Below are 20198 nucleotides of genomic sequence, written 5' to 3'. Positions count from 1 at the left end.
GGAGAAACATCGGACAGACCCATGATTAAGCAGCGAGTGTACGTATATCCCCATGCCGGAGTCAAGAATTATGTCAGCATGATGACAGCACATACGGGGAAATAGCTAAGTTTCCATTCGCTAATAATGCAATTATTGCAAATTTAATTTGCCATTTGCGTGATTCGGCCGCTGTTATAGCATACATGGGCAGGGGCACGGCGCAAGCCTGGACGGCGCCGGGTATGAGGCTGCGCAAAAGTGCGTACAATTTGGCTTTGGCCGGCCATTCAGCCGCCGGCCGCCTTATTGATAGAGAGTCATGCATATGAACACCCCGCCGCGCCACGACGACGACAACGCCGTCATCATCGCCAATACCGTCGCCTGGCTGGAAAAGGCCGTGATCGGCCTGAACCTGTGCCCGTTCGCCAAGGCCGTGCACGTCAAGAAACAGATCCGCTACGTGGTGTGCGAGTCGGAAAATCCGGAAGACTTGCTGGCGCTGCTGATGGACGAGCTGCAAATCCTGGCCGACACGGACCCCGAGCAGATCGACACGACCCTGCTGATCCACCCGTACACGCTCAACGATTTCCTCGACTACAACGAATTCCTCGACGTGGCCGATGCGGCCGTGGAAGACATGCACCTGGCTGGCGAGCTGCAGGTGGCCAGTTTCCACCCGCACTACCAGTTCGCGGAAACGTTCGAGGACGATATCAGCAACTACACCAACCGCTCGCCGTATCCGACCCTGCACCTGCTGCGCGAAGACAGCATCGAGCGGGCCGTCGAGGCCTTCCCGGAAGCGTCCGAGATTTTCGACAAGAATATCGCCACCCTGGAAAAGCTGGGCATCGAAGGCTGGGAGCAACTCGGCTTGCCGAAGGTGTCCTGATGGCCGACAAGGACTTGCCGCTCCGCCCCGACACGCCGTGCGTGGCCGTGTGCTCGACGACGTTCGATGAAATCTGCCGCGGCTGCGGCCGCAGCGTGGTGGAAGTGGCCCACTGGGTGTCGATGACGGATGAAGAGAAGGAAGTGGTGTGGGTGCGCATCCTGGCGCAAGGCTATCCGCGCCGGAATACTTGAACAGCGACGCAACAGGGAAGTATCCCTATTGCGTCGGCGCTTGAGCAAATCGTCGCCGCTCGCGACGATTTGCTTGGGCGTCTCAGAAACTGCCGATGAAGTCTTTCTTGCCGACTTCGATGCCATTGTGGCGCAGGATGTCGTACGCCGTCGTCGCGTGGAAGAAGAAGTGCGGCAGCGCGTAGTGGAACAGATATGTCTGGCCCGTGAAATGCTTGGTCTTTTCGCCGCTGCCGGTGGTGATGGCACGCGTTTCGCTGCCGTCGATGTCCGCTTGCGGCAGGCTTTCCAGGAAGGCGATGGTTTTCACGATGCGCGCCTTCAGTTCCGCAAAACTCTGTTCGCTGTCTTCATACGGCGGCACGGCCACGCCGGCCAGGCGCGCGCCGCAGCCCTTGGCAAAGTCGGTGGCGATCTGGATCTGGCGCACGAACGGCAGCATGTCCGGGAACAAACGGAATTGCAGCAGGGCGTTCGGGTCGATTTTCTTGTCTTGCGCGTGCGTTTCCGCCTTGTCGAGGATGGCGGCCAGGCTGCCCAGGATCTGTTTGAAGACGGGAATCGATGCGGAATAGATGGAGAAGGTCATGGTGGTTCCTCTAGGTGAAGTGGCGCGATGATAGCAAGCCGCGCGCTTTTCTGCTGGCGCCCGCTCTGCGCGCTGGCCGGCGTGTGGTTTTTCAGTCCTGTCTATATGGCATGACGTCACTGCCTGCGTGTGTTTATTGGTGACTTTTCCCGCTTTTTCCATGCATAATTGCTTCTGAAAAAGTTTCTTCCCGCCCTATCACCCACGCTCCCCTGTAAAGTTCGATGATCGCTCGCCTGATCCCTGTTGCCCTGTTCCTGCATGTCTAATTCTCCCTATCAACGCCTGCGTTCCAGCCTGAGCGCCCTGTACGGCTCGTCGATCTATGGCGCCCTGCTGCTGGTGGTGTTTGGCGGCCTCGTGCTGCCCGCCATCATCGGCAGCTACCTGCTGGTGGGCGTGCACGAGCGCCAGTCGGCGCGCACCAGCCTGAACGAGGCGCTGCAGCGCAATGCCGACATCCTCGCGCTGGGCATGCAGGAGTCCCTGTGGAACATGAACGCGGAATCGGCCCACTCGCTGGTCGAGTCGGTGATGCGCGACCGCGCCGTGCTGCTGGTGAAGGTGGTGGGGCAGGGCGATACGGAATTCATCCGCCTGCAGGCGCCGCAGCGCCCCGTCGGCAATCTGTACCGGGCCGAGCGCGATATCCTCGTGCGCGGCGAGCGCATCGGTCACGTGGTGGTCGAGATGGACGATGCGCGCAGCCAGCAGGAACTGCGCGAAAAGCAGATGTCGTATATTTTCGTGCTCGGCGCGCAGCTGGCCATCTCGATGGCGCTGATCGTGCTGTTCCTGAACCGCCGGCTGCTGAAGCCGCTGCGCCGCCTGATGCGTTTTTCCGACCGCCTGTCGCATGGCGATTTCGACACGCGCCTGGCGTCGGGCAGCAATGACGAGCTGGGACGCCTGATGGCCCAGCTCGAGCAGATGCGCGCGGCCATCCGCCAGCTGTTCGAGGACGTGGGCCAGCGGGAGGAGCGTTTCCGCACCATCGTCACGCAGGTGCCGGGCGCCGTCTTCCGCTACCGTCCCGACGGCCCCATCGACTTCGTCAGCGACGCCATCGAGGAAATCGCCGGCTATTCGGCGCGCCAGTTCATGCGCGGCAGCACGCATGCCTGGGCCGACCTGATCTGTCCGGAAGACCGCCGCGAACACCGCCGCGCCGTCAGGCAGGCCATCGCCGAAGGCCAGCCGTATGCGCTCGAATACCGCATCGTCGACGCCTACGGCACCGAGCGCTGGGTGGCCGAGAATGGCCAGCCGCAGGCGGGCGAGCCGGGCGTGACCTGGGTTGACGGCATCATCGCCGACATCAGCCAGCGCAAGCACCACGAGATGCGCATCGAGGCCCTGCTGACGGAGCAGAGCGCCATTCTCGATAACGTGATGTTCGGCGTGATGTTCGTGCGCCACCGCCGCATCATCTCCGTCAACCGCCGCTGCGAGGAGCTGTTTGGCTATGATGCCGGTCAAATGACGGGCAATTCGACGGCCATCGTGTTCGCCACCACCTACGACTTCGAGGAGGCGGGCGAGCGCCAGTACCCGGCGCTGGCGGCCGGCGGCGACTTCAGCGAGGAGCGCCAGTACCAGCGCCGCGACGGCAGCCTGTTCTGGGCGCTGGTGAGCGGCTGCGCGCTCGACCCGCTGCGCCCGACGGAAGGCAGCATCTGGGTGTATGCCGACATCACGGCGCGCAAGGAGGCGGAGGAAAAGCTGCGCCTGTCGGCCACCGTGCTCGAGCACATCGCCGACGGCGTGATGGTGGTCGATGCCAGCGGCATCATCGTCACCGTCAATCCCGCCTTCACGCAGATCACCGGTTACAGCGAAGCCGAGGCGCTGGGCCGGCACTCGTCGCTGAACCGCTCGGCGCGCCACGACGCGGGCTTTTACGAAGCCATGTGGAGCGAGCTGAAGGCCAGCGGTTTCTGGCGCGGCGAAATCTGGCACCAGCGCAAGAACGGCGAGGTGTACCTGGAATGGCTGACCATCAGCGCCGTGCGCGACACGCGCGCGGCCACCACCCATTACGTGGGCGTGTTCAGCGACATCACCCTGATCAAGGAGTCGCAGGAAAAGCTCGACCACATGGCGCACCACGACCCGCTGACGGCGCTGCCGAACCGCCTGCTGTTCCACGACCGCCTGCAGCACGCGCTGCTGCGCGCCGCGCGCGACCAGGAGCAGCTGGCCATCCTGTTCATCGACCTGGACCGCTTCAAGAATGTCAATGACACCCTGGGCCACCATGTGGGCGACGAATTGCTGCAAAAGGTGGCCGGCCAGCTGTCGAAACGCCTGCGCGAAGGCGATACGCTGGCGCGCCTGGGCGGCGACGAATTCATCGTGTTGCTCGAACGCATAGATGGCGAATATGGCGCCACGCAGGTGGCGGAAAAGCTGATGACCATGTTCGAGCAGCCGTTCACGGTGGCCGGCCACGAATTGTTCGTCACCTGCAGCGTGGGCATCAGCCTGTATCCGGACGATGCGCTGGACTTGAACATGCTGATCCGTAACGCCGACGTCGCCATGTACCAGGCCAAGGCGCGCGGGCGCAACGGCTACCGCTTCTATGCGCCGTCGATGACGGGCGAGGGCGTCGAGCGCCTGCGCCTGGAAACCTTCTTGCGCCGCTCGCTCGACAAGAACGAGATGTTCCTCAATTACCAGCCGCAGGTGGAAATCGACACGGGCCGCCTGGTCGGCGTCGAAGCGCTGGTGCGCTGGAACCATCCGGAGCTGGGCCTGGTGCCGCCGGCCCGCTTCATTCCGCTGGCCGAGGACAGCGGCTTCATCAACCAGCTGGGCAAATGGGTGCTCGACGAGGCGTGCCGCCAGATGATGCGCTGGCAGGCGCAGGGCTTGCGCGTGCCGAAGATGGCCGTGAACCTGTCGGTAAAACAGTTCGAGCGGGGCAGCATCGCCGGCATGGTCGCCGATATCCTCAAGGAAACGGGCCTCGAGCCGCAGCGGCTGCAGCTGGAAGTGACGGAATCCGTGATCATGAACACGGGCGACGCGCTGGGCTTCATCAACGACTTGCACGCCATCGGCGTGGGCCTGGCCATCGACGATTTCGGCACCGGCTATTCCTCGCTGGCGTACTTGAAACAGCTGCCCGTGCAAACCCTGAAGATCGACCGCTCCTTCATCAAGGATATCTCGACGGACGTGAACGACGAAGCCATCGCCATCGCCATCATCCAGCTGGGCAAGAGCATGCAGTTGTCCGTGATCGCCGAAGGCGTGGAGACGGAAGAGCAGGCGGCGTTCCTGCTGCGCCACGGCTGCAAGCTGGCGCAAGGTTATTTTTATAGCCGCCCGGTGCTGGCACAGGATATGCTGGAGCGCTGGCGTGATGATTAACTAATTCGATAGAGAGAGATCCCATGAGCAGAGAAAAAGCCACGTCGCGCCGCCGTTTCCTGCTTGGCGGCCTGGGATTGGGCGTGGCCGGCGTCGGCGCCCTGGTGCTGGGCTGGGGCGTGCTGCCGCCGCGCCAGCGCCTGAACGGCAGCGCGCCGCTGCCGGTGCAGGATGGCGCCGTGGCCCTGAACGGCTGGCTGGCCATCCAGACGGATGGCACGGTGATCCTGGCCATGCCGCGCAGCGAAATGGGGCAGGGCGTGCACACGGCCCTGCCCATGCTGGTGGCCGAGGAACTCGACGTGCCCTTGTCCAGCGTCAGGCTGATCCAGGCGCCTATGGATAAAATCTTCGGCAATGTCGCCATGCTCACGGATGGCTTGCCGTTTCACCCGGACGACCGGGGGCGCCTGAAGGCGCTGGCGCAGTGGACGGTGGCCAAGGCCGCGCGCGAACTGGGCGTGATCGTCACGGGCGGCTCGTCGAGCGTGAAGGATGGCTGGGGCCCCATGCGCGAGGCGGGCGCGGCGGCGCGCGCCATGCTAGTTGGCGCTGCCGCGGCGCTATGGCAGGTGCCGGCCGCGCAATGCCGCACGGAGAACGGCGAAGTGCTGCACCCGGATGGCCGGCGCGCCAGCTACGCCAGCCTGGCGCGGCATGCCGCCAGCATCGATCCGGGCACGCCCGCCTTGAAGCTGCCCGCGGATTTCAAGCTGATCGGCCAGCCCGCGCCGCGCCGCGACACGCCGTCGAAAGTCAATGGCAGCGCGCGTTTCGGCATCGATGCGCGCCCGCCCGGCATGCTGTATGCGGCCCTGCAGCTGCCGCCGCGCCTCGGCGATACGTTTGCATCGTTCGACGCGGCGCCCGTGCTGGCGCTGCCCGGCGTCAGGAAGGTGGCGGACTTGACGGCGGCGCTGGGCCGGCGTGGCGTGTCCTGCGTGGCCGTCGTGGCCGACACCTACTGGCGCGCGAAGACGGCGGCCGCCGCCTTGCCCGTGCGCTGGGCGGCCGGGCCGCAGGCGGGCTTGTCCAGCGAAAGCGTGTTGGCCGACTTTGGCCGCCTGCTCGATAGTGAAGCGGGCTTTGCGTATTACAGCAGCGGCGAGGTCGAGGGCAAGGCCGTGCAGGCCATGCGCCAGGTCAGCGCCGAATACCGCGCGCCGTTCCTCGCTCACGCGGCCATGGAGCCCGTCAACTGCACCGCCCAGGTGAAAAATGGCAAGGTGACCTTGTGGGTCTCGACGCAGGCGCCCGGCATCGCCGTCGACGTGGCGGCGAAAGTTGCCGGCGTCGACGCAAACGATGTGGCGATCGAGGTGCTGCTGCTCGGCGGCGGTTTCGGCCGCCGGCTGGAAGTGGACATGGTGGCGCAAGCCGTGGCCATCGCGCTGCAGTGCGATGGCGCGCCCGTGCAGCTGGTGTGGACGCGCGAGCAGGATACGCAGCACGATATGTACCGTCCCGCCGCGCTGGCGCGCTTTACGGCCCGCCTTGACGAGCACGGCCGCATCGCGTCCTGGGACAACAAATCCGTCAGCGGCTCCATCACGCACCAGTTCTTGCAGCGCAATTTCGGCTTGCCGGGCGCGGGGCCGGACAAGACCACGGCCGAAGGCGAATTCGACATGCCGTATGAAATCGCCAACCAGCGCATCGCCCACGTGATTGCCGACAGTCCCGTGCCGATCGGCTACTGGCGCTCGGTCGGGCACTCGCACAACGCCTTCTTCAAGGAAAGTTTTATCGACGAACTGGCCCATGCGGCGGGGCAGGATGGCATCGCCTTCCGCCGCGCCATGCTGGTCCGGCATCCGCGCCACCTGGCCGTGCTCGATGCCGCCGTGGCGAGGGCGGGCAGTCCGCCACCGGGCCATGCGCATGGCGTGGCCCTGCACCAGTCGTTCGGCAGCATCGTCGCGCAAGTGGCGCAGGTGTCCGTGGAAAATGGCGACATCCGCGTGCAGCGCGTCGTCTGCGCCATCGATTGCGGCATCGCCGTCAATCCAAACATCATCGCCCAGCAGATGGAATCGGCCGTGCTGTTCGGCCTGTCGGCGGCCTTGGGCGGCGAGATCACGTTCAAGGCGGGGACCGTGCAGCAAAGCAATTTCCACGATTATCCCGTGCTGCGCATGGGCCAGACCCCGGAAGTGGAAACCATCATCATCGCCAGCGCCGAGCCGCCCGAAGGCGTGGGCGAGCCGGGCACGCCGCCGATCGCGCCGGCCGTGGCCAACGCCGTGTTCAGCCTGACGGGGAAACGGCTGCGCAGCCTGCCGCTGCGCCTCGCTTGATGGCTGTCAGGCCAGGGTGGCGGCCAGCAGCGTGCGCAGATTGCAGTCGCGCTGCCAGTCGCGCCGCTCCTGCGTGCTGGCCGCCAGCGCCGCCAGCTCGGTAGCGCTGAGCGCCTGCTGCGCCTGCACCATGCGGTGCGCCAGGCCGCCGTCGGGCAGCACGGTGCCGAAGAAGGCCACGTTGTCCTCGTGCTGGATCAGCAGGGTGGGGAAGTTTTCGATGTCGAGGTCGCCTACGACGTCGGCCTGGTCTTCGATGTCGATCCAGACGAAGACCTTGTCCGGGTGGCGCGCGGCCAGTTCCTCGAACGTGGCGCGGTAGGTGCCGCACGTCCCGCACCATAGCGCGCACAGGCAGGCCACGGTCCAGCGCGGGCCGGCCAGGGCTGCCGCGACGTCGCCGCGGTTATCGGTAGTGAGGGTCAGGCTGTGCATGGCTTGTCTGGTTAATTAGTGGGGCGGGAGCGAATCCGCGTATTCTACCGCGCCCGGCCACGCCAGTCCCGGGAATGCATGAGCTTGTTTATCGGCGTTTTTTGATGCAAGACACCTTTCTAGTGGATAATGCTGGTAATTGCGCGCTGATTACGCTGGTCCATGCTGTTCCTGGCCCCGCAGCCTGACTCCTCCAGTCTGTTCTCAATGCCCTGCCCGGTGTCAGCGCAGCCCCGCCTTTGTTTATATTTTATTATGGAATTAGCCAGCTTATGTTGAGTTACCGCCACGCCTTTCACGCGGGTAATCACGCCGATGTGTTGAAGCATTATGTGCAGATTCAGTTGTTGCAATACCTGAATCAAAAAGATACCGCCTATAGTTATATCGATACCCACTCCGGCGCGGGCGTGTATGCGCTCGACGGCGGCTATGCCTCGAAAAATGCCGAGTACGAAACGGGCATCGCCCCGCTGTGGGACCGCACGGACTTGCCGGCCTCGCTGGCCGAGTACATGAAGCTGATCAAGGAAATGAATCCGAGCGGCAAGATGCGCTACTACCCAGGTTCGCCGTACTGCGCCGACAAGGTCGGCCGTGAGCAAGACCGTCTGCGCCTGTTCGAACTGCATCCTGCCGATGCGAAAATTCTAGCCGACAACTTCCGCAAGGTCGAGGCGCATGCGCTGGCCCAGGGCGAGCGCCCTACCGTGCGCGGCAAGCGCGTCATCATCACCAAGGCCGACGGTTTCCAGAGCCTGAAGGCGCTGCTGCCGCCGCCATCGCGCCGCGCGCTGGTACTGATCGACCCGCCGTATGAAGACAAGATGGATTACCGCAAGGTCAAGGACACCCTGGCCGACGCCCTCGTGCGCTTCCCGTCGGGCATCTACGCCGTCTGGTATCCGGTGCTGCAGCGCATGGAATCGCGCCAGTTCGCCGACAAGCTCAAGCAATTGCCATGCTCGGACTGGCTGCATGTGACCCTGACGGTGAACACGCCGTCGCCCGATGGCTTTGGCCTGCACAGCAGCGGCATGTTCATTTTGAACCCGCCGTACACGCTCGAACCGATGTTGCGCGAAGTCATGCCTTACCTGGTCAAGGTGCTGGGCCGCGACGATGGCGCCAAGTTTGTCCTGGAAACGGGCAAGGGCGGCATGAAAAACACGGGCACCCGCCGCGTGTAAAGCGCGCGTCCTGCCTGTCCATCGGCGCGGCGCCCTGCCGCGCGGTGGTCGTGCCGCCTTTCCTGCGGCACAGCCGGCACCCCGCCCATGGGGCGCTGGCGCTGGCGCCAGCGGCGCACGCTGCAAAACACGGCCCCAAAAGAGATGGCGTTATACTGCTTGCCAGGTGCCGGATTTACCCGGCGCCAGGCCCGCCGCGGCCCCAGTGCGGCACCGCTGTCTCCTTGAATGTGCTTATTCGTATGAATATGTCGCCGCTATCCCCTGTTTCTCCGCAGCACGATTTTTTCCTGGTCCGCCAGCCCATCCTGAACCGCGAGCAGCGCCTGGTCGCCTATGAGCTATTGCTGCGTGGTACGGCGCAGCAGCAGGCCGCAGCCGACGGCGACGCCGTGGCCGCCACGGCCAGCGTGATCGCCCACGCATCCGATGTGGGCATGGAGCAGGTGGTGGGCTTGCAGCTGGCCTTCATCGGCGTCGATGCGGTGGCGTTGATGAGCGACTTCATCCGTTTCCTGCCGCACCACCGCGTGGTGCTGGAAATCCTCAGCACGGTGCGCGCCACGCCGGCCTTGCTGGCGCGCATCAGCGCGCTGCGCCAGGAAGGTTTTCGTTTTGCCCTCGACAATGCGGCTTGCGACACGCCGGAAGTGCAGCCCTTGCTGCCCTTGATCGACGTCATCAAGGTCGATATTTCCCTGCTGACCGCGGAAGCGTTGCCGGGCCTGGCGCAGACGCTGGCCGTCTCGCGCAAGAAGTTGCTTGCGGGAAAGGTGGAGACGCCGGCCCAGTTCGAGCAATGCCTGGCGCTGGGCTTTGATTTTTTCCAGGGCTATTACTTTGCGCGGCCGATCATCCTCAGTGGCAAGAAAATGTCGGTCTCCGAGCTGGCCATCCTGCATTTGCTCGAGTTGATCCAGGGCGAGGCCGACAACCGCGAGATCGAGCGCCGGATCAAGCATGACGCGATGCTGGGCCTGAACCTCTTGCGCTTGGTCAATACACCCGCCATCGGCGCCGGCGCGCGCGTGGAAACGCTGGGGCAGGCCCTGCTGGTGCTGGGGCGACGCCAGCTGCGGCGCTGGCTGCAGATCTTGTTGTATGTCAAGCCGGGTGCGGGCGCGCAAGGCACGTCGCCGCTGTTGCAGCTGGCCACCACGCGCGGCAAGCTGCTCGAGCTGATGGTGGAAAGGCTGCGCCCGGGCCAGCAGCACGAGGCCGATATCGGCTTTACGGTCGGCATCATGTCGCTGATGGACGCGCTGTTTTCCATGCGGATGAGCGAAGTCGTCAGCAGCGTGCGCGTCAGTGACAAGGTCGGTGACGCGCTGCTGCTGCGCCATGGCGAACTGGGCCAGATGCTGGCGCTTGTGGAGCGGCTCGAGCAGGCGGACGACGGTCCCGCCACGCATGCTATGCTGGCGCAGCTGCGGCTATCCGATGCCGAGCTGCGCGCGATCCAGCTCGAGGCCTACGAATGGGTCAACGGCTATGTGCAGGGGCTGTCGCACGCCACCCATTGACGCGCGCGCTTACTGGCCCAGCAGCAGGAAAACGGTCGGCTTCTTGTGGAAGTCCGGTGTCTTGCCTGCCGCCAATTGTTTCTTCCACTGTCCGCCATTCCACGTTTGCACGCTTTCCGTGTCCAGGCTCAGGTCGGTGGCGACGCAGATCAGCGTCGATGGCGCGCATTGGGCCACCAGCGCCTCGAGCATGGCGGCGTTGCGGTACGGCGTCTCGATAAACAGCTGGGTTTGCTTTTCATGGCGCGAACGGCTTTCCAGCTCCTTGATGCGCTTGGCGCGCAGGGCGGCGTCGGTGGGCAGGTAGCCATTGAAGGCAAAGCTCTGGCCATTCAGGCCGCTGGCCATCACGGCCAGCAGGATCGACGACGGCCCCACCAGCGGGCGCACCTTGATGCCGTGCTGGTGCGCCAGGCGCACCAGGTCGGCGCCGGGATCGGCCACGGCCGGCACGCCCGCTTCCGACACGAGGCCCGCGTCGCGCCCCGCCAGCAGCGGCGCCAGCAAGCCGGCCAGCGCCTGCGCCGGGGTATTCACGTTGAGCTCGGAAATGGTGATTTCCTGCAGCGGCCTGGCCAGCGGATGCTCGATGCCGATCAGTTTCAGGAAGGCGCGCGCCGTCTTGGCGTTTTCCGCGACGAAATAATCAAGCTGCGAGGTGATCTGGCGCACCTGGCTTGGAATGATGTGGGCCAGCGCATCGGCCTGACTGTTGTCGGACAGGCCGAGGTGGTTGGGGATCAGGTACAGGGTGCCGGTCATATTCTTGTTGTCGATGTATTAAAGGGTGAAGAACGCCACGCCGGCGCGGCGCAGCATGCCCGTCAGGGCGATCAGCGGCAAGCCGGTGAGGGCGGTGGGGTCGGTGCTGTCGATGCGCTCGAGGATGGCGATGCCCAGTCCCTCGTTCTTGGCGCTGCCGGCGCAGTCGTACGGTTGCTCGAGGCGCAGGTAGGCGTCCAGTTCGGCATCGGGCAGGTCGCGCACGGTGACGCGGGTCTGGATGTCTTCCACCTGCGCCACGGCGGGCGTGTGGCGGCCGTCGAGCAGGCACAGGGCCGTGTGGAACACGGTCTGGCGCCCGCGCATGGCTTGCAGCTGCAGCAGGGCGTGGTCATGGTTGCCCGGCTTGCCGATTTGCGCGCCGTCCAGCGTGGCGACCTGGTCGGAGCCGATGACGAGGCTGCCGGGGAAGCGGTCGAGGACGGCTTGCGCCTTGGCCTGCGCCAGGCGGAGGGCCGTGGCGCTGGGGCTTTCGCCGGGCAGGGGGCTTTCATCGAGATCGGGCACGGCCACCTCGAAAGGCAGGCGCAGGCGGCTCAGCAATTCCTTGCGGTAGGTGGAGCTCGATGCAAGAATCAAGCGCGATGGGGCGGAAGTTGGTATCATTCGGTAGCGGATGGCGGCCGGCATGGCCGCGATAGTAGGTGTCGTGATATGGGCCATGGCGATTCCAGCGGAATCCCGGGCACGGAGCTCGTCAATGAGGCTCCAGGCGGCATGGCGGTGTTGATAAATGCATCAAAAAAGATGCTTAGCCTTTGACTCGGCGCTCAAAACCCTGTTATTATCGCAGGTTTTCCGGGGAAATTTTCTACCAATGAATGCTTTTGTGATCGACGCCTTTGATTTTTGTCGTATCAGCGGGAGCCGCGAGGGTGTAACTCCTGTCGCTGAAATGACCCGGTTGACCAAGGATTGTGCAGATGCTTCCGGCGAGATCGCCTGGAAGGTCGTCGGCGGCACCAGCAAGCTGGGCTACCCACAACTGACCTTGTCGGTCAACGGCACCGTTCAGCTGGTTTGCCAGCGCTGCCTGACCCCGTATGCATATACGATAGATTCTTCGACTGTTCTGATGCTGGGCAAGGATGACGAGCACGCGGACGAGATCGAAGAAATCATCAACGATGAAACGATCGACGTGATTGTTGGCAGCCGCACCATGGATGCCACGGCCCTGATCGAAGATGAAGCCTTGCTGGCCCTGCCGCAGGTACCCAAACATGACGTCTGCCCCGATACGGCGCAGCTCGATGCTCTCAAGACTGAAAAGAAGTCGCCGTTCGCGGCACTGAAAGACTTGAAGCCAGAATAAGTAGTGCAGGAAAGGAAGCCTTAAAAACCGTAGCGAGCGGCCCGATATCGTCTTGAGTGGCGCAGGCGTACGAAGGTATGCTGAGCAACGCCGAGGCGAGAGCGGGAAGCGCAGTAGGTTTTTATGCTTCCAGTAAAGAACGTGTCAAACGCGTGTAGTAATCGAGTATGGCAAGTGTAGTGAAATGTAATTGTAATAAACGATGTCGGTACGGACTGTTTTCGGGTAGTCTTTGCCGCTGGGATACTCGATTCGCATGTATTTGCTAATCGATTGTGCTAAAATTTTAGAACTTATGTATTAGGAGTCATCATGGCAGTTCAACAGAACAAGAAAACCCCTTCCAAGCGCGGCATGCACCGTTCGCACGACTTCCTGGTCGCGCCGCAATTGAGCGTCGAGCCAGTTACCGGCGAAACCCACATGCGTCACCATATCAGCCCTAACGGCTTCTATCGTGGCCGTAAAGTGCTGAAGACCAAAAACGACGAGTAATCGACGTTTTTGTTGGGTAAGATGAAAGCGGTGTTGCGTGGTTATTCGGCGTGGCGCCGCTTCTTCTTTTTTATCGGCTGCAATTCATCTTGCACACCGTCATTTTGAATCAAGCTGCCCAGGTCTATGCATGATATGCTGCGCCCTGCATATGCTCCAGTCCGATTCACATCTTGCCGCACGCCCGCAGCGGTACTGAATCAACACAAATGACAATCAAAATTTCTATCGACTGCATGGGCGGAGATCACGGTCCCTCAGTCACTATCCCCGCAGCAATTTCCTTCGTAAAACATGAGCCTGAAGCCGAACTGATCCTTGTTGGATTGGAAGACGTGATCCGTGCCGAACTGAAAAAACATAAAGCCGACACGCATCCGCGCCTGTCGGTACTGCATGCCTCCGAACAAGTTACCATGGACGACCCGCTCGAAGTGGCCCTGCGCCGCAAGAAGGATTCCTCCATGCGCGTGGCCATCGAACAGGTCAAGAGCGGCGTGGCGCAAGCCTCCGTCTCCGCCGGTAATACGGCAGCCCTGATGGCCGTGTCGCGCTATGTATTGAAAACCATGTCGGGCGTCGACCGCCCGGCCATCTGCAGCATCTTGCCGAATCAAAAGAATGGTCCCACCTACATGCTGGACCTGGGCGCCAACGTCGATTGCGAGCCGCATCACTTGCACCAGTTCGCCATCATGGGTTCCGTGCTCGTGTCCGCCATGGAAGGCATCGCCCGTCCCACGATCGGCTTGCTGAACGTGGGCACGGAAGATATCAAGGGCAATGAAGTGGTGAAACTCACTTCCAAGCTGCTGCAGGCTGACCACGAGCGTGGCGCGCTGAACTTCTACGGCAACGTGGAAGGCAACGATATCTTCAAGGGCACCACCGACATCGTCGTCTGCGACGGCTTCGTCGGCAATGTCACCTTGAAAGCCATCGAAGGCCTGGCACGCTTCATGAAAGACGTGCTGACGTCCGAATTCAAGCGCAATCCGATTACCATGCTGGGCGCGCTGATCGCCCGCGGCGCCCTGAAAGCCATCGGTAACCGCCTGAATCCTTCGCGTTACAACGGCGCCAGCCTGCTGGGCTTGCGTGGCCTCGTCTTCAAGAGCCACGGCAGCGCCGATGCCTATTCGTTCGAATGGGCCTTGCGCCGCGCCTTTGATGCGGCAAAAAATGACGTGCAAGCGCATCTGGCCAGCATGATTGCCGAGCTGATGCCGCGCACGCCAGTACCGGACGAACCTACATCAACAAGCTCTACCATTTAGTGGACGGGTACTTGCATGACTGTTTTTAGCAAAATCTACAGCAAAATTATCGGTACCGGCAGCTACCTGCCGGAGAAGCGCGTCACCAACCAGGATTTGACCGAACAGCTCGCCGCCAAGGGCATCGAGACATCGGATGAGTGGATCGTGTCGCGCAGCGGCATCTCGGCGCGCCATTACGCGGCGCCGTCGCAAAATTCCTCGGACCTGGGCGTGGAAGCGGCCAAAAAGGCCCTGGAAATGGCTGGCCTGAACGGCAACGACCTGGACCTGATCATCGTCGCCAGCTCGACTCCCGATTTCTTCGGCAGCTTCCCCAGCACCGCCTGCATCGTGCAAAACAAGCTGGGCATCACCAACAACTGCGCCGCCGTCGACGTGCAAGCCGTCTGCAGCGGCTTCGTGTATGCGGTCGCCACGGCTGACAGCTTCATCCAGTCAGGCATGCACAAGAATGTGCTGGTGATCGGCGCCGAGGTGTTTTCGCGCATCCTCAATTTCGACGACCGCGGCACCTGCGTGCTGTTCGGCGACGGCGCCGGCGCCATCGTCATGACGGCCTCGGCCGAGCCGGGCATCCTCGCCACCAAGCTGCACGCGGACGGCCGCCACTCGGACATCCTCAGCGTGCCGGGCAGCCTGGCCGGCGGCGCGCTGGCCGGCAGCGCCTTCCTGTACATGGATGGCCCGGCCGTGTTCAAGCTGGCCGTCTCCGTGCTGGAAAAAGTCGCGCACGAAGCGCTGGCGCACGCCAACATGACTTCGGACCAGATCGACTGGCTGATCCCGCACCAGGCGAACATCCGCATCATGAACAGCACGGCCAAGAAACTCGGCTTGCCGCTGGAAAAGATGGTCGTCACGGTCGACCAGCATGGCAATACCTCGGCCGCCTCGATCCCGCTGGCGCTCGACATCGCCGTGCGCGATGGCCGCGTGAAGAAGGGCGACAACGTCATGATGGAAGGCGTGGGCGGCGGCTTTACCTGGGGCGCCGTGCTGGCGCGCATGTAATACCGCAACACTATTAAAAAAACGGAGTCGACATGACACAATTTGCATTTGTTTTCCCAGGCCAAGGCTCGCAAGCGATCGCGATGCTCGACGGTTTCGCCGGCAATCCGGTCGTGGCCCAGACCGTGGCCGAAGCGTCGGACGCGCTGCAATTCGACCTGGGCAAGCTGATTGCCGAAGGTCCGAAGGAAGAGCTGGACCTGACGACGAATACCCAGCCCGTGATGCTGACGGCCGCCGTGGCCGTCTACCGCGCCTGGCTGGCGGCGGGCGGCGCCGTGCCGACCGTCGTTGCCGGCCATAGCCTGGGTGAATACTCGGCGCTGGTCGCCGCCGGCGTCATCGCGTTCAAGGATGCCGTGCCGCTGGTGCGCTTCCGCGCGCAGGCGATGCAGGAAGCCGTGCCGGTCGGCCAGGGCACGATGGCTGTCGTGCTGGGCCTGTCGGACGACGACGTGCGCGCCGCCTGCGCGGAAGCGGCGGCGGAAAACCCGGCCCTGGTGGTCGAGCCTGTCAATTTCAATGCGCCAGCGCAAGTCGTCATCGCCGGCCATACGGCCGCTGTCGAGCGCGCCTGCGAACTGGCCAAGGCCAAGGGCGCCAAGCGCGCCATGAAGCTGCCCGTTTCGGCGCCGTTCCACTCGTCGCTGCTGAAGCCGGCGTCGGACCGTTTGCGCGAATACATGGCCGGCCTGACGTTCTCGGCGCCGCAAATCGCCCTGATCAACAACGTCGACGTGGCCATCGTCAATGACCCGGCCGGCATCAAGGAGGCGCTTGTGCGCCAGGCCGCCAGCCCCGTGCGCTGGGTGGAAACCATGCAAAAAGTCGCGCTTGACGGCATCACGCAAGTGATCGAGTGCGGTCCGGGCAAGGTCCTGATGGGCCTGGCCAAGCGCATCGATCCGGTGCTGGTGGGCGATGCGATCGTCGACCAGGCGTCGCTGGAACGCATTTTGACGCAGCTCAAGTAAACAATAGATCGCGGCAGCCTGCCTGCCGCGCTTGCTTTTAAGGATACTCATGAATTTAGCAAATCAAGTCGTGCTGGTCACGGGCGCCTCGCGCGGCATCGGCCGCGCCATCGCCACCGAACTGGGCAAGCAGGGCGCCACCGTCATCGGCACCGCCACCTCGGAAAGCGGCGCACAGGCCATCACCGATTACCTGGCCGCCGAAGGCGTGACGGGCAAGGGCCTGGTCCTGAACGTGACGGATGCGGCGCGCTGTGCCGCCGTCGTCGACGAAGTGCAGAAAACCTATGGCAGCCTGTCGATCCTCGTCAACAATGCGGGCATCACGCAAGACCAGCTGGCCATGCGCATGAAGGATGAAGAGTGGGACAGCGTCATTTCCACCAACCTGTCGGCCGTTGGCCGCCTGTCGCGCGCGGTCCTGCGCGGCATGATGAAAGCCAAAACTGGGCGTATCATTAACATCACGTCGGTGGTGGCCTCGTCGGGCAATCCGGGGCAGATGAATTACGCGGCGGCCAAGGCTGGCGTGGAAGGCATGAGCCGCGCGCTGGCGCGCGAAATCGGCAGCCGCAACATTACCGTGAATTGCATCGCCCCGGGCTTCATCGATACCGACATGACCAAGGCGCTGAGCGAAGAGCAGCACGCGGCGCTGCTGACGCAAATTCCGCTGTCACGCCTGGGCAAGCCGGAAGATGTGGCGGCCGCCGTGGCCTTCCTGGCCTCGCCGCAAGCGGCCTATATCACGGGCACGACCCTGCACGTGAATGGCGGAATGTATATGAATTGATGCGAAAGCAAGGCGGGGCGGCTGTTTGTGGCATGATTCAACGGTCGTTTTTGTCTATAATCGCATCTTTTAGCAGCAGCTTCGGTCGAATTAGCCGCAGACACCGAAATTAGTATTCGGACGCGCAAACCTGATAAAATGCGCGCACTTTCCGTAACACACACTTTGGAGCCATAACATGTCGGATATCGAACAACGCGTTAAGAAAATCGTCGCTGAGCAACTGGGCGTTGCAGAAGCAGACATCAAAATCGAATCCTCCTTCGTCGACGATCTCGGCGCCGATTCCCTGGACACCGTGGAACTGGTCATGGCCCTGGAAGACGAATTCGAAATGGAAATCCCTGACGAACAAGCTGAAAAAATCACCACCGTGCAACAGGCGATCGACTACGCCACCGCACACGTCAAGGCCTAAGCCTGTCTGACCGACTTCAGGAGAATCGCTTGAGCCGTTCTAAAAACCGTCGTGTTGTTGTCACCGGCCTGGGCTGCGTTTCACCTGTCGGCAATACTATTGCCGAGGCGTGGGGCGCAATCATTGAAGGTAAATCCGGCATTGCCACGATTACCAAGTTTGATGCACAGCCATTCACCACGCATTTTGCCGGTGAAGTCAAAGGCTTCAATATCGAAGATTACATCTCCGGTAAGGAAGCCCGCCACATGGATACCTTTATCCATTACGGCATGGCTGCGGGCATCCAGGCGATCCAGGACTCCGGTCTGGAAGTGACCGAGGAAAACGCCGAGCGTATCGGCGTCATCATCGGTTCCGGTATCGGTGGCTTGCCGCTGATCGAGGAAACCAAATCCGAGTACGAAAAGCGCGGTCCGCGCCGTATCTCGCCATTTTTCGTGCCTGCCTCGATCATTAACATGATCTCTGGCAACCTTTCGATCAAATATGGTCTGAAGGGCCCGAACCTGGCGATCGTTACGGCGTGTACCACCGGTTTGCACAGCATCGGCGCGGCAGCGCGCATGATCGAGTACGGCGATGCCGACGTCATGATCGCCGGCGGTGCCGAGTCGACCGTGTCGCCGCTGGGCCTGGGCGGTTTCGCCTCGGCGCGTGCCTTGTCGACCCGCAACGACGATCCGGCAACGGCATCGCGTCCGTGGGATACCGACCGCGACGGCTTCGTGCTGGGCGAGGGCGCTGGCGTCATGGTGCTGGAAGAGTACGAGCACGCGGTGGCCCGTGGTGCCAAGATCTATGCCGAAGTGCATGGTTTCGGGATGAGCGCAGATGCTTATCACATGACCTCGCCGCTGGAAGATGGCAGCGGCGGCAGCAAATCGGTGATCGCGGCCCTCAACAACGCAGGCTTGAACCCGGATCAGATTCAGTACCTGAACGCGCACGGCACGTCGACCCCGCAAGGCGACGTGGCGGAAGTGATGGGCATCAAACGCACCTTCGGCGAGCATGCCAAGAATCTGGTCGTCAACTCGACAAAGTCGATGACGGGCCATTTGCTGGGCGGCGCGGGCGGTCTGGAAGCGGTGTTTACGGTCCTGGCAGTACACCATCAGGTGTCGCCACCGACCATCAACATCTTCAACCAGGATCCGGCTTGCGATCTCGATTTCTGTGCCAACACGGCGCGTGAAATGAAGATCGATTATGCAGTGAAAAATTCGTTCGGCTTCGGCGGTACGAATGGCACGCTGATTTTCGGTAAAGCGAAATAAGCAGGAACTTTCAAGCGCTCACTGCGGTCAAACCGTAGTGAGCGCTGATTCGGCGCCAACGTTCGTTGGTGCCTGAATTTGCCCGACATGGTGTCGGCGCGCCTAATGTTTTTCCCACGTATATGTCGATCGCGGTAGCGGCTGTCATTCGCACGCCTGTCTGTTTGCGCTGGCTGCAAGCCATGCTTGCCTGCTGCGCGCTATTGGCTGCCTGGCCGCTTTCGGGCGCCTGGCGGGCCGCGGCCGTGCCCGGCGTGACAGTCGGCGGCCATGCCCTGGGCTGGCCTATGGCAATGCTGAGTGCGCTTGGCGGGGTGGTATTGCTGCTTTTGCTGCGCAGGCGCAGAAAGCCGCAGGCGCTTGATATTTCGCCGGTCGGCCAGTTGCGCCTGGCGGTATATCTGGAGCATGGCGCGGCGCCAGGCGCCTGGGGCGGCGAGACGCAGGCGGGGCAGGGTGGGGCGGCGGCGTCAACGTTGCTGCGCCTGCTGCCGGGCTCCACTCTGTGGCCAGCGCTGCTGGTGCTCTGCCTGGCGGACGGGCAGGGGCGCGGCGTGACCGTGCTGGCGCAGCGCGGACGCGGTTGCCCGGCATTTCGCCAGCTGGCCGTGGCTTGCCGGGCCATCGCGGCGCGGGGAAAGGAAGAATAAAAGTGGGGCGAACACTGAACTTCTTGCAGCGGGCCAACTCTATATCCATACAGGCGCCCACGCTGCATGCCAACGGGGACATTGGGCGTGAGGACAGAGCGCGAGTATGATCAGTTGCTGGTCGAGCGGGTACAGGCCGGCGACAAACGGGCATTTGACGTCCTGGTATCGAAATATCAGCGTCGCCTGATGCGTCTGGTGTCGCGCCTCGTGCATGACCCGGCGGAGGCTGAAGATGTGGTGCAGGAAACCTTTATCAAGGCATACCGGGCGCTGCGCCATTTTCGCGGCGACGCCGCCTTCTACACCTGGTTGTACCGCATCGGCATCAATACGGCCAAGAATTATCTCGTCACCCAGGGGCGCCGCGCCGCCACGTCCAGCGACGCCGATGCCGAGCAGGCGGAGTCCTTCGATGACGGCAATAAATTGCGTGACAACAATACGCCAGAATCTGTGCTGGCCAGCAAGCAGATCGCCGCGACCGTCAATGCCGCCATGGATGTGCTGCCCATCGAGTTGCGCACGGCCATCGTGCTGCGCGAGATCGAGGGGCTGAGCTATGAAGAAATATCGGAGATCATGGCCTGTCCCATCGGCACCGTGCGCAGCCGGATTTTCCGCGCGCGCGAAGTGATCGCGGAGAAATTGAAGCCATTGTTGGACATGCCGATTGACAAGCGCTGGTAATGTGACGAGGATGGCATGGCTGC

The 20198-nt window shown here is 62.7% G+C and carries 20 protein-coding genes; 16 read left to right on the top strand and 4 right to left on the bottom strand.

Going from position 1 to position 20198, the window contains the following annotated elements; translation table 11 throughout:
• The first annotated feature begins 301 nt into the window (after nt 1–301).
• Both AC1RDJ_RS17475 and AC1RDJ_RS17470 read left to right on the top strand, forming a co-directional pair.
• Nucleotides 302–880, top strand: coding sequence for a DUF1415 domain-containing protein (locus AC1RDJ_RS17475; RefSeq protein WP_442905898.1), 579 nt, complete (start codon nt 302–304; stop codon nt 878–880).
• Complete coding sequence (locus AC1RDJ_RS17470; protein WP_071322894.1) at nt 880–1074, top strand: DUF1289 domain-containing protein; 195 nt, start codon at nt 880–882, stop codon at nt 1072–1074. Before AC1RDJ_RS17475 ends, AC1RDJ_RS17470 begins: the two co-directional genes overlap by 1 nt.
• A gap of 82 nt (nt 1075–1156) precedes the next feature.
• Here the strand turns inward: AC1RDJ_RS17470 and AC1RDJ_RS17465 are convergent, their stop codons facing one another.
• Nucleotides 1157–1663: a DUF1993 domain-containing protein gene (locus AC1RDJ_RS17465; protein WP_071322895.1), complete on the bottom strand. Its 507-nt coding sequence runs from the start codon at nt 1661–1663 to the stop codon at nt 1157–1159.
• Nucleotides 1664–1924: 261 nt separating this feature from the next.
• Between AC1RDJ_RS17465 and AC1RDJ_RS17460 the strand changes: the two genes are divergently transcribed.
• The gene (locus AC1RDJ_RS17460) at nt 1925–5041 is read left to right on the top strand and encodes an EAL domain-containing protein (RefSeq protein WP_071322896.1); all 3117 of its coding nucleotides are present in this window, start codon (nt 1925–1927) and stop codon (nt 5039–5041) included.
• A gap of 23 nt (nt 5042–5064) precedes the next feature.
• On the top strand, nt 5065–7338 hold the full coding sequence (locus AC1RDJ_RS17455; protein WP_493028250.1) for a xanthine dehydrogenase family protein molybdopterin-binding subunit: 2274 nt from the start codon (nt 5065–5067) through the stop codon (nt 7336–7338).
• Nucleotides 7339–7344: 6 nt separating this feature from the next.
• Here the strand turns inward: AC1RDJ_RS17455 and AC1RDJ_RS17450 are convergent, their stop codons facing one another.
• Entirely contained in the window at nt 7345–7773 is a 429-nt protein-coding gene (locus AC1RDJ_RS17450; RefSeq protein ID WP_071322898.1) for a thioredoxin family protein, read from the bottom strand.
• A gap of 272 nt (nt 7774–8045) precedes the next feature.
• On the opposite strand from AC1RDJ_RS17450, the gene AC1RDJ_RS17445 reads away from it, so the two are divergent.
• Nucleotides 8046–8963 carry a 23S rRNA (adenine(2030)-N(6))-methyltransferase RlmJ gene (locus tag AC1RDJ_RS17445; protein ID WP_071322899.1) on the top strand — a complete coding sequence of 306 codons (918 nt, stop codon included), beginning with the start codon at nt 8046–8048 and terminating at the stop codon, nt 8961–8963.
• A 242-nt stretch (nt 8964–9205) separates the two neighbouring features.
• Nucleotides 9206–10486 carry an EAL and HDOD domain-containing protein gene (locus AC1RDJ_RS17440; RefSeq protein WP_493028249.1) on the top strand — a complete coding sequence of 427 codons (1281 nt, stop codon included), beginning with the start codon at nt 9206–9208 and terminating at the stop codon, nt 10484–10486.
• Between the two features lie 9 nt (nt 10487–10495).
• On the opposite strand, the gene AC1RDJ_RS17435 is transcribed toward AC1RDJ_RS17440, so the two are convergent.
• Together AC1RDJ_RS17435 and AC1RDJ_RS17430 are read right to left on the bottom strand one after the other, a co-directional pair.
• Nucleotides 10496–11248 (bottom strand): SAM-dependent methyltransferase, encoded by a 753-nt coding sequence (locus AC1RDJ_RS17435; RefSeq protein WP_493028248.1) that lies wholly within the window; start codon nt 11246–11248, stop codon nt 10496–10498.
• Between the two features lie 18 nt (nt 11249–11266).
• Complete coding sequence (locus AC1RDJ_RS17430; protein ID WP_493028318.1) at nt 11267–11875, bottom strand: Maf-like protein; 609 nt, start codon at nt 11873–11875, stop codon at nt 11267–11269.
• A 211-nt stretch (nt 11876–12086) separates the two neighbouring features.
• Between AC1RDJ_RS17430 and AC1RDJ_RS17425 the strand changes: the two genes are divergently transcribed.
• The 10 genes from AC1RDJ_RS17425 (at nt 12087) to rpoE (ending at nt 20175) form a co-directional block, all read left to right on the top strand.
• Nucleotides 12087–12584, top strand: a complete 498-nt coding sequence (locus AC1RDJ_RS17425; RefSeq protein WP_071322902.1) for a YceD family protein — start codon at nt 12087–12089, stop codon at nt 12582–12584.
• 312 nt (nt 12585–12896) lie between these two features.
• Entirely contained in the window at nt 12897–13079 is a 183-nt protein-coding gene (rpmF, locus tag AC1RDJ_RS17420) for a 50S ribosomal protein L32 (protein WP_034749653.1), read from the top strand.
• Between the two features lie 209 nt (nt 13080–13288).
• Complete coding sequence (gene plsX / locus AC1RDJ_RS17415; RefSeq protein WP_071322903.1) at nt 13289–14356, top strand: phosphate acyltransferase PlsX; 1068 nt, start codon at nt 13289–13291, stop codon at nt 14354–14356.
• A 15-nt stretch (nt 14357–14371) separates the two neighbouring features.
• The gene (locus AC1RDJ_RS17410; RefSeq protein WP_289885871.1) at nt 14372–15370 is read left to right on the top strand and encodes a beta-ketoacyl-ACP synthase III; all 999 of its coding nucleotides are present in this window, start codon (nt 14372–14374) and stop codon (nt 15368–15370) included.
• A gap of 32 nt (nt 15371–15402) precedes the next feature.
• Nucleotides 15403–16344: an ACP S-malonyltransferase gene (gene fabD, locus AC1RDJ_RS17405; RefSeq protein ID WP_071322905.1), complete on the top strand. Its 942-nt coding sequence runs from the start codon at nt 15403–15405 to the stop codon at nt 16342–16344.
• A 49-nt stretch (nt 16345–16393) separates the two neighbouring features.
• On the top strand, nt 16394–17137 hold the full coding sequence (gene fabG / locus AC1RDJ_RS17400; RefSeq protein WP_166448064.1) for a 3-oxoacyl-ACP reductase FabG: 744 nt from the start codon (nt 16394–16396) through the stop codon (nt 17135–17137).
• A 178-nt stretch (nt 17138–17315) separates the two neighbouring features.
• Entirely contained in the window at nt 17316–17555 is a 240-nt protein-coding gene (acpP, locus tag AC1RDJ_RS17395; protein ID WP_008449912.1) for an acyl carrier protein, read from the top strand.
• 29 nt (nt 17556–17584) lie between these two features.
• Nucleotides 17585–18835 (top strand): beta-ketoacyl-ACP synthase II, encoded by a 1251-nt coding sequence (gene fabF, locus AC1RDJ_RS17390; RefSeq protein WP_071322906.1) that lies wholly within the window; start codon nt 17585–17587, stop codon nt 18833–18835.
• 122 nt (nt 18836–18957) lie between these two features.
• Nucleotides 18958–19485, top strand: a complete 528-nt coding sequence (locus AC1RDJ_RS17385; protein WP_493028247.1) for a hypothetical protein — start codon at nt 18958–18960, stop codon at nt 19483–19485.
• A gap of 66 nt (nt 19486–19551) precedes the next feature.
• Nucleotides 19552–20175, top strand: coding sequence for an RNA polymerase sigma factor RpoE (rpoE, locus tag AC1RDJ_RS17380; RefSeq protein ID WP_071322908.1), 624 nt, complete (start codon nt 19552–19554; stop codon nt 20173–20175).
• The last annotated feature ends 23 nt before the right edge of the window (nt 20176–20198 follow it).

Source organism: Janthinobacterium sp. GW822-FHT07H10, assembly GCF_058798675.1.
The sequence above is the reverse complement of the archived record's forward strand: the minus strand, read 5'-3'. Positions and strand labels throughout refer to the sequence as shown.

Bases quoted from the DNA above. Each gene is read 5' to 3' on its own strand.
- AC1RDJ_RS17475 (WP_442905898.1), top strand. From the start codon at position 302: ATGCATATGAACACCCCGCCGCGCCACGACGACGACAACGCCGTCATC.
- AC1RDJ_RS17470 (WP_071322894.1), top strand. From the start codon at position 880: ATGGCCGACAAGGACTTGCCGCTCCGCCCCGACACGCCGTGCGTGGCC.
- AC1RDJ_RS17465 (WP_071322895.1), bottom strand. From the start codon at position 1,663: ATGACCTTCTCCATCTATTCCGCATCGATTCCCGTCTTCAAACAGATC.
- AC1RDJ_RS17460 (WP_071322896.1), top strand. From the start codon at position 1,925: ATGTCTAATTCTCCCTATCAACGCCTGCGTTCCAGCCTGAGCGCCCTG.
- AC1RDJ_RS17455 (WP_493028250.1), top strand. From the start codon at position 5,065: ATGAGCAGAGAAAAAGCCACGTCGCGCCGCCGTTTCCTGCTTGGCGGC.
- AC1RDJ_RS17450 (WP_071322898.1), bottom strand. From the start codon at position 7,773: ATGCACAGCCTGACCCTCACTACCGATAACCGCGGCGACGTCGCGGCA.
- AC1RDJ_RS17445 (WP_071322899.1), top strand. From the start codon at position 8,046: ATGTTGAGTTACCGCCACGCCTTTCACGCGGGTAATCACGCCGATGTG.
- AC1RDJ_RS17440 (WP_493028249.1), top strand. From the start codon at position 9,206: ATGAATATGTCGCCGCTATCCCCTGTTTCTCCGCAGCACGATTTTTTC.
- AC1RDJ_RS17435 (WP_493028248.1), bottom strand. From the start codon at position 11,248: ATGACCGGCACCCTGTACCTGATCCCCAACCACCTCGGCCTGTCCGAC.
- AC1RDJ_RS17430 (WP_493028318.1), bottom strand. From the start codon at position 11,875: ATGATACCAACTTCCGCCCCATCGCGCTTGATTCTTGCATCGAGCTCC.
- AC1RDJ_RS17425 (WP_071322902.1), top strand. From the start codon at position 12,087: ATGAATGCTTTTGTGATCGACGCCTTTGATTTTTGTCGTATCAGCGGG.
- rpmF (WP_034749653.1), top strand. From the start codon at position 12,897: ATGGCAGTTCAACAGAACAAGAAAACCCCTTCCAAGCGCGGCATGCAC.
- plsX (WP_071322903.1), top strand. From the start codon at position 13,289: ATGACAATCAAAATTTCTATCGACTGCATGGGCGGAGATCACGGTCCC.
- AC1RDJ_RS17410 (WP_289885871.1), top strand. From the start codon at position 14,372: ATGACTGTTTTTAGCAAAATCTACAGCAAAATTATCGGTACCGGCAGC.
- fabD (WP_071322905.1), top strand. From the start codon at position 15,403: ATGACACAATTTGCATTTGTTTTCCCAGGCCAAGGCTCGCAAGCGATC.
- fabG (WP_166448064.1), top strand. From the start codon at position 16,394: ATGAATTTAGCAAATCAAGTCGTGCTGGTCACGGGCGCCTCGCGCGGC.
- acpP (WP_008449912.1), top strand. From the start codon at position 17,316: ATGTCGGATATCGAACAACGCGTTAAGAAAATCGTCGCTGAGCAACTG.
- AC1RDJ_RS17385 (WP_493028247.1), top strand. From the start codon at position 18,958: ATGTCGATCGCGGTAGCGGCTGTCATTCGCACGCCTGTCTGTTTGCGC.
- rpoE (WP_071322908.1), top strand. From the start codon at position 19,552: ATGCCAACGGGGACATTGGGCGTGAGGACAGAGCGCGAGTATGATCAG.